Raw genomic sequence first — 13610 nt, forward strand, 5'->3', positions numbered from 1 at the left:
CTCCTAGTGCTGATGACCGCTGCTTAAACGCATCAGGCTGCCCTTGAGGCTGGCCTCGGAGTCGAGCAGGAATTGCCCTGAGGTGACGACACGTTCACCTTCGCTTAGGCCCGAGACTATCTCGGCCTTGCCTTGGCTCATCATGCCTACAGTGACAGCTTTTGCGATAAAGCTGTCATCGGCTTGTTTGACTATTACGCGGTTTTCTTTACCCGTTTGGATGAGTGCTTCCTGTGGGATCACGAGTACATCCTTATTTGGGCCGCCAAAGAGCGAAACCTTAGCGAGTGTCTTGGGTCTTAAAGAGACATCGGTATTATTCAGTACCACGCGCACTCTCAAACTACGGGTAACAGGGTCTAGCTCGGGATAGATATAGTCAACCGTGCCTTCTATACCGTTGATATTCATCGCGGGCACAGAGACTTCGGCTTTTTGCCCAACCTTAATCCAGCTTTGTTCATTTTCAAACACATCGGCGATGACCCATACCTTAGAAAGATCGACCAATGACATGACTTCAGTAGAAGGCTCAATATACATACCGTCACGGATGGAGAGTGTTTCGACAACACCTTCCTGTTGTGCGTAAAACGGTACTCGATATTGGGTTTGGCGTGAGCTGGCTAATTGTTTGATTTGTTGTTCGTTAAACCCTAAGAACGACAGCCTTAAGCCTGCCCTGCGAACCAGATCTTGGTATCTTTGGCTACCGGAGGTTTTCGCTGTATCTAAGGCGAGCAGATAATCATCCTGAGCATTGACTAAATCGGGTGAGTAGATCTCATAAAGTAGCTGCCCCTTTTTGACGGTATCCCCCATGGATTTAACCATTAGCTTTTCAACCCAGCCAGTAACGCGGGCATGAATATGGCTGATCTGGCTCTCGTCATAGTCTATTTGACCCACGGTTTCGACAAACTTCCATAGGGTATCGCGCTCAACGTTGGCGACTTTAAGGGCAAGTGCTTGTTGCATACCGCCAGAGACATTAATGTTAATTTCCTGCGTATTACCGCCTGTTTCGACCTTCTCTAAATTCATCCCACAAATAGGGCAAGTACCTGGAAAATCACTAATGATGTGGGCATGCATTGGGCACACATACTTAATCGTTGCGCCAGAATTTTGATTTTTGACTAAGTTATTGGCTTTAGGCGTTGGAGTATCAAACACTTGAGCCGCGTTGGCGTTTTGTGTATGTGCTTGATGTTCGTCATGTTGTGCAGTATTGCTTGTTTCTTCCTTCTCAACGAGGAACATATTGCACTTAGGGCAGCGGCCGGGTTCATGGCTTTCTACTTCAGGGTGCATAGGGCAAGTATATGTTTTGACTTGATTGGCGCTATTGCTGTTATGCTGATGCCCCGCCTCTGATTGAGCCGCAGGATCAACAAGCTGAGCCTGGGTTAACCAAGGAGTGCCCAGCAGAAGGCTACTGAGTATCAATACAGCCTTAGTGCACGGTTTTTTTACTTTGTAAAATTGGTTCATATGCCTCATCTCCAGCCTAGCTTAGTGGTGCGCGTGATCTTTGTGCATTGCACCGTCAGCCATTTTTTCTGTCGTCGCTTTAGGCTCTAAATTCATGCCACATTTAGGGCAAGTATCGTCTTTGTTACCTGTAACTTCGGGATGCATTGGGCAAACATAGGCTACAGCTTGTTCCTGTGGCGCGGCATTGTTGTGGTGATGCTCATGGGGTGTTGCTGTAGCAAACACACTGGTGCTGGTCATTAAAAATGCAACTAAGGCAAGATTAGTTAAGGTTTTCATATTATTCACTCCATCGGGTTTTAGGGCCGAATATGAGTGCATAAAACGTGATTGAGCTTATTTCTTGAGTGCATACTCAAAATTGATGCCATGGGTAGCATCGCGCACAGTCAACGTTTTAGCTTTACTCTGGGTGCTTGAGAAGAGGGCACCACAATAAACGGCAAAATAAATAGTTAGCTTGGTTCGCCCTGAAAAAAGGGCACAATGAGGCTAGGACTAGGCTATCGGTGGCTTGAAGGCCGACGATAAAGAGATAGAGTGGAAATGAGGCATAGGAGTGGCCATTGGGGTATCACTCAGACTCACACTTGGCCAAAGTTGTGGACTGAAAAGCGTGCCAGCAACTGAGATCGTCAAGCAATGTCCACAATCGTTAAGACAGGACGTGGTGCCATTACAACAATGCTGTTTTGCGCCGGGAAGCATTTGATCGTTACAGCAATTTGTATTGGCCATTGCACTGGCGTCAGCGTGGTGCTCGGTGTTCATTTGCATCATTGCCGCGTGATCCATTCCTTGGTTGGAAAGGCTATGAACCATAGCGCCCATTTCCATTGAGCGCATCACCATAGCGTGTCCATTAGACACAACACCTTGCCCGACCAATGCGAGTAAAGTGAATATGACTAATAAATAACGACTAAGTGTTTGATGCATAATAATTCCAGATAATGAACGCTTGGATTCTAGCACAGAGGCATTATGCTGCAATGCGTTAACTCACATTTTAGTTAATGCCTCAGCTCATCGCTCCTAAGGTTGGATTATCTAGCGACTTGATTTCGCAAGATCTCTGCCATTAACTGACTGTGATTTTGCAAGACGAGTGGCAGTGGTGTGGCACCATCTACACTGAGCTGTATACGAGGGTTATTGATAAAACGTTTGGCATCAGCCTCGCTAGTTAATATTGGAGTGCTGATCTGGTAATTCGACTGCGGTGCAACATCTAGGGTAAAGAATAGAGGCTCAGACTTCACCCAAGTGCCACTGTCATCGGCGCGATAACTGAATAGATCTTGATATTTTACTTCAATTAGCACTTTACCTTCAGGTAGTTGTACTGGTTTAAAGGATTTAGTAGCTTGGCCATTAATGCTGACCACATTGAGTGTATCAGTGCCTTTCAAGGTCGCAGCACTCGCCGTCATGCTGATAGCAATAGTACTGATGACGAATGTAACGCCAACGAAAATTTTACTAAATAAGGTCGTTTTCATAATAAACTCCAAAATTTGCGTGTTCGCGTGAGCGCCAAATCGTGGTGGCAGCTTCGCGAGCGATTGAATCGATTTAATGATTAAGATCGGTTACAGCAAATCGGAGTTGGGTGGTGGTGTGGTCAGCCCAAGGTCGGCGGTTTGAATCGCCCAGCTTTTGTTCGTAATACGATTACTAACATGACTCATTAACGCGAGTTGTGGTTGTGATGTTGAGAGATAAAGCTGTGCAACGCAATGAGTTTTGCAATGGTTGGTAAGAGAGTCTTGGCAATGCAACATGCATTCGTCTGGGGGGCAATCGGGCATAGTGCAATTTATTTTGCCATCAACCATTTGCATGCTGGATATATCGTGAAAGTCATTCATCGCTGAAGTTGGCATAGCATTCACCATCGCCGACTGAGCGATAAGTGAAAATAACAGTGCTATGGTGATCCAAAACTTAGCCATAAAAAAACCGTTGCCAATGTACCTATCCTTAAAGACCAACAAATTGCATAAAAAGTTTCATTTTGAGTTTAGTTTTAGGCGTCAGGCTTTTATAGCAAAGGTTAAATGTCGTCTTGATCACATTTTTGTATTCTAAAAATGATTTCATTGCCTTAGCTTCTTAAGGTAGTACTTAATCATTTGTCGCTTAGCATAATGATGAATGTATTAGTGAGAGTTGAAGTACCCTAATGCTCTGCTAAGCTGGTTTTAGCGAGTCGTATTATTCAGAGTTAGAGCTAAGTCTCATTTTGCGCTTTTAAGTTTACATTAATCGGCATTTTAGGCTTGAAATCAAATTTCTAATAAATGAAAAAATATAAAATAGTCTTATAAAAACTAATTTTGACCATATTTTCGGAGATAGAGTGATGAACTGGCGTGCACTATTTAAACCCAGCGCGAAATATTCCATCCTAGCGCTACTGGTTGTTGGTATCGTTATTGGTGTTGTGGGCTACTTTGCAACCCAACAAACCTTACATGCGACGAGTGAAGACGCATTCTGTATGAGCTGCCATAGCAACCACTCATTGAAAAATGAAGTGTTAGCTTCTGCCCATGGCGGTGGCCGTGCTGGTGTGACCGTACAATGTCAAGACTGCCACTTACCACATGCTCCAGTGGATTACTTGATCAAGAAAATCATCGTATCTAAAGACTTATATGGTTTCTTAACTATCGATGGTTTTAACACTCAAGCTTGGTTAGACGAAAACCGCAAAGAGCAAGCTGATAAAGCTTTAGCTTACTTCCGTGGTAATGACTCTGCTAACTGTCAACATTGCCATACTCGTATTTATGAAAATCAACCTGAAACAATGAAGCCAATGGCTGTGAGAATGCACACCAACAACTTCAAGAAAGATCCTGAAGCAAGAAAGACCTGCGTGGACTGCCACAAAGGTGTTGCTCACCCCTATCCAAAAGGATAAGGTTTAGCGCTTCAATAGCTTGATATTAAAATAAAAAGCCCTCTTTCGAGGGCTTTTTGCTTTCTCGTCTTATAAGTCTTGGCTATTGATTAATGCCACTCTGCGGGACAAGGCGCTTAGCGAAATTTGATGCACCATTTGCGTGGGAGCTGTGCAGGCATCGGCAATCACTTGCACTGAATAGGCTTGTGCCGCGGGTGATAGCGCTGTATGGGTCACGCAGTTTTGAGTCATGATACCGCATAAGAGTAAATGCTTGATTTGCATATCTTGGAGTAAGTTGGCTAGCTCTGTGCCGTCGAAACTGTCGGCAAATTGTTTTACCACAATTGGGGCATTGGGTAGCTCAGCTAAAAGCGCTGGATGGATTTCAACCCCTTGAGTGCGTGGGTTAAAAAAGGGGGCGTCACCCTGAGCAGTATCGGCGATATGCTGCACGAGAATAATCGGTATCGCCTGTTGCTGGGCACATTGCACTGAGTGCAAGGTGCGCGCTAATGCCTCATCGACTTGCCATTGTGGGTAAGCCCCATGGGGAAAGTAGTCATTTTGCACATCAATAATCACTAAGGCGCTGTTCGCTGGGATCTGGTTTAAGCTCGACATATTTTTCTCCTGTTCGTTTTCTCTTGCAAAAGATGTCTTCGAAGGAGAGTTTGCGGTAGATTCATTGCCATTAAGAGTGGCAGAAATGACATCTATGGTGCTTAAATTGACAAATTTTGCCGAGCAATCCCCATTAAAAGTGGCGATATTAGCCATACCCGGTTGTTTAACTTCAGCAGTGTTTGGCTTAGAAGAGATGTTGCTGGTGGCTAATAAGCTGATGTTAGCTGACGAAAATAAATCCCTAAGCTCAAGCAGTTTTGCAGTGACTCGATTATCCCTAGAGGAGATGAATCTCGAAGAGTGCTATCAATTAGTGATTATCCCGCCGAGCATCGAGACTGAGCTTTACTTCAATGCAGCGCCTTCATTGCGATTATGGTTACAGCAGCAACATGCCCGAGGAGCTATCCTCTGTTCTGCCTGTGCGGGAGCATTTGTGCTGGCCGCAGCGGGTTTACTCAATGGCCGCAAGGCGACAACCCATTGGGGATTAGTGGAAACGTTTGAGACCCAATATCCACAGGTGAAACTCGAGATCGAAAAAATCATGGTTAACGAGGGCGATATCATCACGGCTGCTGGCATGATGTCGTGGCTCGACTTGGGGCTAGAGTTAGTCGCGCAGTTTTGCCATGTGAAAGTCATGCGCCAACTGGGTAAGTACCTTGTTATCGACACCGGTGGGCGTGAACAGCGTTATTACCAACAGTTTTTACCTAAACGAGATCATGGGGATGCTGTGATCTTGAATCTGCAAAATCGCCTACAAACCGACTATGGTGAGCCGATGAGTGTTGCGGTTTTGGCGCAGCAGTGCTGTATGGGCGAGCGAACTTTTTTGCGACGTTTTGTGAAAGCGACGGGGCATAAGCCTAATGAATACCTACAAAAACTCAGGATCCAAAAGGCCTGTGACTTACTCGAAAATAGTTCTCTGAGTTTCGAGACCATAGCGCACCAAGTTGGCTATGAGGATGTGAGTGCCTGTCGCAAAGCGTTTACTCGTATTACCGGCCTAACCCCGAGTGCCTTTCGACAAAGGTTTAGTGCGCTTACGCCTGCGCTAACACCTGTCGACGATAGCTCAATAAACTAAATACGCCGAAGATAAACACTTGTAGATAATCTTGTTTGCGCAGCGTCAGCAGATTTTTAAACAGCATATGGAAGATGGCAACCTGGAAGCAATGCATCAAGCAAGTAATGCCGAGCAAGATATTGAGAATAATGCCGATATTGCCAGCAAAAGGCATAACAAGGTTATAAGCCATCATCAGCCACGCGATTAAGGTAATGGCTTTGCCCATATTGATCAGAAACGACATGCTATTCCTCGGTGTCCGCCGGAGTATCTTCGGCTTGGTATTGATATAAGCGATAGCTAACTTGCCCTGCGGTTTTGTCTTTGAGCGGTTGCCAAGTCGCAGGGACTGCCATTTGAGTTAATTCCGACTCAACCTCCACATAAATGAGCGCACCATCATTAAGCCAACCTTGGCTGTCCAACAGTTGAATGGTTTTTTCTGCCAAGCCTTTGCGGAAAGGCGGATCGATAAACACCACGTCAAACCCTTGGTCGCAGCCATTTTGCAGCACGACTAGAGTGTCGGCGTTGAGTACCTCGGCATTGTCGCACTTGAGGGTATTGAGATTCGCTTTAAGTTGCATGGCGGCAGGACGTTGCAACTCGATAATCTTGGCGTAACTGGCATAACGTGAGAGAGACTCAAGCGCCAAGGCACCGCTGCCACCAAAGCAGTCGAGCACCCTTGCGTGGGCTATATCATTGGCAAGCCAGTTAAATAGGGTTTCGCGGACTCTATCTGTGGTCGGCCGCAGGCCGTCTAAATCATGGATGGGCAGTTTGCGCGAACGCCATTGCCCGGCAATGATCCGCACTTGGCCACTACCGGCTTTCTTGTTGGCCGTTTGACTCTTGGTCACTTGCTTGTTGTTTGCACGATTATTAGCCAAAGTGCCCCCGTGATTTTGCCTGAAGAAAGAAAGTGGTAGACTATGCCACCTTAATAAAGGCCACTATTTTATATCAAACTCCTAGTAAAAGGTGAGAAGGCTGATAGAGCAGAACTAATTGCCGACTTTTTGGGCGTAATTGCCGCGGTAATCTGGTATAACGGCAGGGTCTTATTTTAAATTCAACACTGAAGTAGAGCGCTGGAATTACACATGGCAAAGAAAGGTTTTTTCTCCTGGTTTCGTAAAGATAAATCACAAGATGAGGTTGTCGAGCAAACCCCAGTCTCTACTCCATCGCAAACCGAGCAAGCCGAAGCATTAGCAAAGCAGCAAGCTGAAGAAGCCCGTCTCGCGGCGGAACAGGCAGCCGCCGAACAGGCTCTAGCCGACAAATTAGCGGCCGAAAAAGCAGAAGCGGAAAGAGTTGCAGCAGAACAAGCTGCAAAAGCTCAAGCAGAAGCAGAAGCCCAGCGTGTTGCCGAAGAGCAAGCTGCACGTATAGCCGAACAACAGGCCGCCGAAGCCGCGCATTTAGCGGCGGAGCAAGCTCAGGCTGAGCAGTTAGCCGCTGAAAATGCCCAAGCGGAAAGAGTTGCTGCAGAACAAGCCGCAAAAGCCCAAGCAGAGGCACAGCGTGTTGCCGAAGAACAAGCTTCACATTTAGCCGAACAACAGGCGGCTGAAGCCGCGCGCTTAGCAGCGGAGCAAGCGCAGGCAGAGCAGTTAGCCGCTGAAAATGCCCAAGCGGAAAGAGTCGCCGCAGAACAAGCCGCAAAAGCCCAAGCAGAGGCACAGCGTGTTGCCGAAGAACAGGCCGCTGAAGCCCAAGCAGAAGCAGAGCGACTTGCCGCTGCACAGGTCCAAGCTGAACAACCCCTTGAGCAACAACCCGAACCTCAGGCAAAACCCGCCAAAGAAAGCTTCTTCGCGCGTCTAAAACGCGGCTTAATGCGTACTAGCGAAAATATTGGTAGCGGTTTCATCGGGTTATTCCGTGGTAAAAAAATCGACGATGAACTGTTTGAAGAGTTGGAAGAACAGCTTTTAATCGCCGACGTGGGTGTCGAAACTACTTCACGCCTTATTCAGAGCCTGACCGAACACGCGTCGCGCAAGCAATTAAAGGATGCCGAAGCACTCTACGATCTGCTGCGCGATGAAATGCAAAAGACACTCGATCCTGTGGCAATCCCATTAGTGCCTGAAAATGCTAACGGCCCCTATGTGATTCTTATGGTCGGTGTTAACGGTGTGGGTAAAACCACCACGATTGGCAAACTGGCAAAGCAATACCAGCGCCAAGGTAAGTCTGTGATGTTAGCGGCGGGCGATACCTTCCGCGCAGCAGCTGTGGAGCAATTACAAGTTTGGGGCCAACGCAATAATATCCCTGTGATAGCCCAACATACCGGCGCCGACAGTGCCTCGGTACTTTTTGATGCGCTGCAAGCGGCTAAAGCCCGAAAAATTGATGTATTAATTGCTGATACAGCGGGTCGCTTACAAAACAAGTCGCATCTGATGGAAGAGTTAAAGAAAGTAGTGCGAGTGATGAAGAAACTCGACCCAGAAGCGCCGCACGAAGTGATGCTGACCTTAGATGCGAGCACTGGCCAAAATGCGATTAGCCAGGCGCAGCTATTCCAAGAAGCCGTTGGCGTTACCGGCATGACCATCAGCAAGCTCGACGGTACCGCCAAGGGCGGTGTGGTGTTTGCGATTGCCGACAAATTTAAAATCCCGCTGCGCTATATTGGCGTAGGTGAGCAAATTGATGATTTGCGTACCTTTAATTCTAAAGAATTTATTGATGCCTTGTTCACTCAAGAGAAAGCGGATAGCTAATTTATGATTGATTTTCAGCAGGTCAGTAAGATTTATCCTGGTGGCCAAATGGCGCTGGAGGAAGTGAATTTTCACCTACAAAAAGGTGAAATGGCATTCTTAACCGGCCATTCGGGCGCGGGTAAGAGTACCCTGTTGAAATTAATCACAGTGATCGAGCGCGCAACCACTGGCCGGGTAGCGATTAATGGTCACGATATTGCCAAAATCAGCCCAAAACACGTGCCCTATTTGCGTCGCAATATTGGGATGATTTTCCAAAACCATCATCTATTGATGGACAGAAGCGTATTCGACAACGTTGCCTTGCCATTAGTGATTGAAGGTTTCTCCCACGGTGAGATCCGCAAGCGTGTCGCTGGTGCGCTGGACATGGTGGGCTTATATGGCAAAGAGCGTCATAACCCCATCATGTTATCCGGTGGTGAGCAACAGCGTGTCGGTATCGCCCGCGCCATTGTGAATAAGCCGCCACTATTGCTGGCCGACGAGCCAACGGGCAACTTGGATCCTAAGTTGTCGATGGATATCTTGCGCTTATTCGAAACCTTTAACGATGCGGGTACTAGTGTGCTTATCGCTACCCACGATTTAGGACTGATCGCGCGGATGAAGTATCGCACTTTTACCCTGAAACAGGGGCGTATGCTCGGTGCACAGGAATTACACCATGGACACGCGACCGCTCGAGGTGATGGGCTATGAGTGATAACGCCAAACTAACGCGCAGCAAGTTGCCCATCTCGGGGCGTATCGTGATGTTTTTTATTCGTCATGTGCAGCAAGCCATGGCGAGTATGGGGGAGCTGTGGCGCAGCCCGGTTTCTTCGCTGATGACCATGGCGGTTCTCGGGGTGAGTTTAAGCTTACCTGCGGCGCTGCAAGTATTAGTTAAAAATGCCGAGACCATTACTAGCTCTTGGAACAGCGCGGCGGAGATTTCACTGTTTATCGATGAAAATCGCAGCGAGCAGACGATCCAAAGCTTGCTGACCCGCATCCGAGCCTATGCCGAAGTGGAAAAGGTGCAGTATATCGACCGCAATCAAGCACTCGAAGAGTTTCAGCGCCTGTCGGGGTTTGGTGAGGCGTTAGCCTATCTCGATAAAAACCCGCTGCCAGCGGTCATTACCGTAACGCCGACCCAGCGTTATTCCACCCCCGTGGGTGCCCGTGAGTTGTTATCTAAGCTGGAGCGCGAGCCTGAAATCAGTTTTGGCCGCTTAGATATCGAATGGCTAGAGCGTCTGCAAGCAGTGGTGCGCTTGCTCGAACGTACCGTGATGGCGATTGCGGCCTTACTGGTGCTCGCCGTGGTGTTGGTAATAGGTAACACCATTCGCTTGGCGATTATGAACCGTCGCACCGAAATTGAAGTGATGAAACTTGTCGGCGCTACAGAGTCCTTTATTCAGCGCCCCTTCCTTTATACCGGCATTTGGTACGGAGTGATTGGCGGCATATTGGCTTGGCTTATCATTAACATATTGGTTTGGTATTTGGATTCTGCCCTAGCCGAATTGCTCGGTTTGTATGGTAGTCAGCTAGAGATGAAGTCTTTGACCTTTACCGAACTGCTACAATTAGTGGGCTTAGCCTCCTTCTTAGGTTGGCTGGGCTCTTACCTTTCGGTACGACAACATTTAAGAGCGATTGAACCCTCTTAATGATCAATCGCTTATCGTTTAAAAATGCGGCTAGATAAGGCAAGCGATGAACTTTTGTTCACTTGCAATGTCTATTCAACGGGGTTAAAAGTAACATCCCAGACGAGCGAAGGTTGACATACTCTGTCAATTAGCCGATAGTTCGTCAGCTCATCCTTAAGGTGTTTTGAGTTAAGCCACAGGATGAAATCGACTTATATTTGATAAGTAGCAAGAAAGTAGGAGCGCGAATGACCTTTCAAACGCAATCAATGGCACTAACAGTCCCTCAGGGCAGCAGTAGTTTAGAAGCTTATATCCATTCAGTGACTAGCATGACAATGTTAGACGCTGAGACTGAGTATGAGTTAGCCAAGCGTTTGCAGGAAACGGGTGATCTGCAAGCGGCTAAGCAACTGATTATGTCGCACTTACGCTTTGTGGTGCATGTTGCCAAGGGCTATTCAGGTTACGGTCTGCCACAGGCGGATTTGATCCAAGAAGGCAACATCGGTCTGATGAAAGCGGTTAAGCGCTTCGATCCCGATGTGGGCGTCCGTCTAGTGTCTTTTGCTGTGCACTGGATTAAAGCCGAAATTCATGAATATGTGCTAAAAAACTGGCGCATTGTAAAAGTTGCAACCACCAAAGCACAACGTAAGTTGTTCTTTAATATCCGTAAAGCGAAAACTCGCCTCGGTTGGTTTAGCGATGATGAAGTCGCAATGGTGGCAGAAAACTTAGGTGTATCTAAGGCCGATGTGACTGAGATGGAATCACGTATGGCAGCGCAGGATCCTGCGTTTGACCTGAGCAGTGATAACGATGATGAGCAGGATTTTGCCCCTGTGCATTATCTTGAGGACCATTCATCGGATTTAGCCGAAAATATCGAAAACGATAACTGGGAATCCAATGCTCAAGGTCGTTTATTATCGGCCATCAAAACCTTAGACGAGCGTAGTCAGCACATTCTGCGTGCCCGTTGGTTAGATGATGATAAAACCACACTGCAGGAATTAGCAGAAACCTATCAAGTCTCGGCTGAGCGCATTCGCCAGTTAGAGAAAAACGCCATGAACAAGCTTAAGGCTTGTATGGAAGCCTAATTAGGCTACGTTTTCTTTCAAGACAAGATATCAAAAACCTGCTTCGGCAGGTTTTTTGTTGTCTAGATTTCACTAATGATGGTGAAAATTAGTTTGTTTATAGCATATTTAACTATTTCTAAGGTTTTTCGTCGTTATTAACGGAATTGTCCTACAGCATTCTCTAGTGAATCCTTCTTAAAATATGTTTACTTTTGAGCCTCATTCAAAAGTGATTATCGAAGCTTGATATCGATAGTGTTGCTCTCCGCATTATGGGTTTGGCTTTGTCATTTGGTAAGGATGCTTTAGGGAGTTAGATTGAGTCGTTATGGATAAAATCAACAGGGAATTCAAATCTAACATGGCAAAGTTTAATACCCATTTTGCGGTTTTTTCATCAATATGTAGGTCAGATAATTATGGTCACTATGGTTTCCAAATTAGCCCTATCTTCAGAGCCTGGTTGGGGAGTTGCTTTCAGAAATGGGGCCTCGATTGAGGCGTATCAGCAGAGCCTATTTTGGCTATTAAGCAAGGGTATGCCCTGTGATATGAGAGATATTACCCTAAGCGACTTTTTAGGATCGATTGTTGTTGTTTGCCAATTTTCATTGCAAAAGTTGGTTGAATTTCTTGATTTTAATGAAATTCCATACTTCTTAGAGGATGATAGAGTTCGTTGGCTATTGCCGAGTAATATATCAAATATCTATTATATTCAGTGGAAAAAACACACGATAGAATTAAATAATTCAGAGCTTTATGGAGGAAGTATACTAAATTAAAGTTTAAAATTTCATATTTATATTAAATTTTAGTGTGTCATCTCAAAATTTAATCAGTTATTCATAGTAAATAATTTGTTGTTAATTTTGAAAAATTAGCTTCAGACATCTCTATTCTGGCCGATACTTATCATGTGTCCTTAACGCCGGAAGAGGTGCTTTATGAGAAAATTAACATTTTGGGGCAAGCTCTGTAGTGCTGCACTACTCATTGTGGGTTTGAATTCAGTGGTAGCTGCAACAGAGTTTAGTACTCTTACATTTCGAGGTGAGGTGGCAGAACCTAGTTGCTACTCTGATTTATCTTCCATCAGTTGTTATAATCAATCTACACATCAATTCGACACTCAACTAATATCCTTTAATTTTTCCGAAGTATCTTCTCTTGATGGCATTGCCAAAAATATTCCTACTAATTTTAACCAAATAAACTCACTGGTCTTTAATCAGTTGGATAGAAATGAAGTGATGATTTCATTTAATTATAACTAATAGAAACTTCGTTTAATTATAGGCAGTCATAATATTTAAGGCTGCCTATATAATTGATATTAGTTGATCAGACATTTCCTACAGCAGTGCAAGGTTAGTCCTATGGGGACTGCTGGATATTATTGCTATTGTATACGCAGGTTTAATAAGTAAACCCATTGTATCATTAACAATTTTATGGGATCGAATTTCTGATGAAAAAATTAACTCTTTCTGCACTAGTTTTAACTGCTTTATTTGGCGCTAATGCTCACGCAAATAATACTATTACTTTCTTAGGTGAAGTTTCTGATCAAACTTGTGAAGTTGCTATCAATGGTGCAACCGCTAATCCAACGGTATTATTACCAACAGTTTCAACTGCTGATTTAGCTGTCGCTGGCTCTGTTGCTGGTGAAACTCCATTCACTCTGTCAGTAAGTGGTTGTACTATCAATGCTACTCAAGCTCTTCCAATTAAAACTGTTTTTGTTGGTAACAGCGTAACTGTAGCTGGTAACTTAGGTAACACTGGGACTGCAACAAACGTATCACTACAAATTTTAGATGCTGTTGGTGGTAATGCTGTTGATTTGACTGGTGTTGCAACTGTTGATGGTTTAAACGTAGCCGCTGGTGATAGCACTGCATCACATGACTTTGCTGTCCAATATTATGCTGAAGGTGCGGCAACTGCAGGTACTGTAGTTAGCTCTGTTCAATACGCGATTTCTTACCTGTAATTAAAGCTAAATTCTGA

General features: G+C 45.5%; 17 protein-coding genes. 9 read left to right on the forward strand and 8 right to left on the reverse strand.

The genetic code is table 11. The features are described from left to right. Positions 1-3: 3 nt before the first annotated feature. The 5 genes from SHEWPOL2_RS04800 to SHEWPOL2_RS04820 form a co-directional block, all read right to left on the reverse strand. A complete protein-coding gene (locus tag SHEWPOL2_RS04800; protein ID WP_037426619.1) occupies positions 4-1494 on the reverse strand; it encodes an efflux RND transporter periplasmic adaptor subunit in 1491 nt (496 codons plus the stop codon). Positions 1495-1515: 21 nt separating this feature from the next. Then, complete coding sequence (locus tag SHEWPOL2_RS04805; RefSeq protein ID WP_037423654.1) at positions 1516-1776, reverse strand: heavy metal-binding domain-containing protein; 261 nt, start codon at positions 1774-1776, stop codon at positions 1516-1518. Positions 1777-1995: 219 nt separating this feature from the next. Further along, the gene (locus SHEWPOL2_RS04810) at positions 1996-2436 is read right to left on the reverse strand and encodes a hypothetical protein (protein WP_037426621.1); all 441 of its coding nucleotides are present in this window, start codon (positions 2434-2436) and stop codon (positions 1996-1998) included. Positions 2437-2543: 107 nt separating this feature from the next. Further along, positions 2544-2999: a DUF2057 family protein gene (locus SHEWPOL2_RS04815; RefSeq protein ID WP_037426623.1), complete on the reverse strand. Its 456-nt coding sequence runs from the start codon at positions 2997-2999 to the stop codon at positions 2544-2546. Positions 3000-3089: 90 nt separating this feature from the next. After that, a complete protein-coding gene (locus SHEWPOL2_RS04820; RefSeq protein WP_037426626.1) occupies positions 3090-3452 on the reverse strand; it encodes a hypothetical protein in 363 nt (120 codons plus the stop codon). A gap of 410 nt (positions 3453-3862) precedes the next feature. On the opposite strand from SHEWPOL2_RS04820, the gene cymA reads away from it, so the two are divergent. Then, entirely contained in the window at positions 3863-4426 is a 564-nt protein-coding gene (gene cymA / locus SHEWPOL2_RS04825; protein WP_037423641.1) for a NapC/NirT family cytochrome c CymA, read from the forward strand. A gap of 69 nt (positions 4427-4495) precedes the next feature. Here the strand turns inward: cymA and SHEWPOL2_RS04830 are convergent, their stop codons facing one another. Then, complete coding sequence (locus SHEWPOL2_RS04830; RefSeq protein ID WP_037426629.1) at positions 4496-5032, reverse strand: cysteine hydrolase family protein; 537 nt, start codon at positions 5030-5032, stop codon at positions 4496-4498. 97 nt (positions 5033-5129) lie between these two features. Here SHEWPOL2_RS04830 and SHEWPOL2_RS04835 point away from each other — a divergent pair, with 97 nt between their 5' ends. Then, the gene (locus SHEWPOL2_RS04835; RefSeq protein WP_231640366.1) at positions 5130-6131 is read left to right on the forward strand and encodes a helix-turn-helix domain-containing protein; all 1002 of its coding nucleotides are present in this window, start codon (positions 5130-5132) and stop codon (positions 6129-6131) included. Here the strand turns inward: SHEWPOL2_RS04835 and SHEWPOL2_RS04840 are convergent. Then, positions 6088-6360, reverse strand: coding sequence for a DUF1145 domain-containing protein (locus tag SHEWPOL2_RS04840; protein ID WP_011718692.1), 273 nt, complete (start codon positions 6358-6360; stop codon positions 6088-6090). The genes SHEWPOL2_RS04835 and SHEWPOL2_RS04840 overlap by 44 nt on opposite strands. Before the next feature lies 1 nt (position 6361). Beyond that, complete coding sequence (gene rsmD / locus SHEWPOL2_RS04845) at positions 6362-7009, reverse strand: 16S rRNA (guanine(966)-N(2))-methyltransferase RsmD (protein WP_037426632.1); 648 nt, start codon at positions 7007-7009, stop codon at positions 6362-6364. Positions 7010-7222: 213 nt separating this feature from the next. Between rsmD and ftsY the strand changes: the two genes are divergently transcribed. The 7 genes from ftsY to SHEWPOL2_RS04880 all read left to right on the forward strand — a co-directional run bounded on the left by ftsY (position 7223) and on the right by SHEWPOL2_RS04880 (position 13593). Further along, positions 7223-8857 (forward strand): signal recognition particle-docking protein FtsY, encoded by a 1635-nt coding sequence (gene ftsY / locus SHEWPOL2_RS04850; protein ID WP_037426636.1) that lies wholly within the window; start codon positions 7223-7225, stop codon positions 8855-8857. A 3-nt stretch (positions 8858-8860) separates the two neighbouring features. Continuing rightward, complete coding sequence (gene ftsE, locus SHEWPOL2_RS04855; protein ID WP_011718689.1) at positions 8861-9562, forward strand: cell division ATP-binding protein FtsE; 702 nt, start codon at positions 8861-8863, stop codon at positions 9560-9562. Continuing rightward, complete coding sequence (gene ftsX, locus SHEWPOL2_RS04860) at positions 9559-10524, forward strand: permease-like cell division protein FtsX (protein WP_037426641.1); 966 nt, start codon at positions 9559-9561, stop codon at positions 10522-10524. The genes ftsE and ftsX overlap by 4 nt, the downstream gene beginning before the upstream one ends. Positions 10525-10754: 230 nt before the next feature. Then, positions 10755-11612: an RNA polymerase sigma factor RpoH gene (gene rpoH, locus SHEWPOL2_RS04865; protein ID WP_011624492.1), complete on the forward strand. Its 858-nt coding sequence runs from the start codon at positions 10755-10757 to the stop codon at positions 11610-11612. A gap of 401 nt (positions 11613-12013) precedes the next feature. After that, complete coding sequence (locus tag SHEWPOL2_RS04870; protein WP_023266424.1) at positions 12014-12379, forward strand: hypothetical protein; 366 nt, start codon at positions 12014-12016, stop codon at positions 12377-12379. A gap of 162 nt (positions 12380-12541) precedes the next feature. Beyond that, a complete protein-coding gene (locus tag SHEWPOL2_RS04875) occupies positions 12542-12871 on the forward strand; it encodes a hypothetical protein (protein ID WP_037426645.1) in 330 nt (109 codons plus the stop codon). A gap of 194 nt (positions 12872-13065) precedes the next feature. Continuing rightward, positions 13066-13593, forward strand: coding sequence for a fimbrial protein (locus SHEWPOL2_RS04880; protein WP_037426646.1), 528 nt, complete (start codon positions 13066-13068; stop codon positions 13591-13593). Positions 13594-13610 lie beyond the last annotated feature (17 nt).

Origin of the sequence: Shewanella sp. POL2 (assembly GCF_000282755.1) — a bacterium.
In the GTDB taxonomy this organism is placed as follows: Bacteria; Pseudomonadota; Gammaproteobacteria; order Enterobacterales; family Shewanellaceae; genus Shewanella; species Shewanella xiamenensis.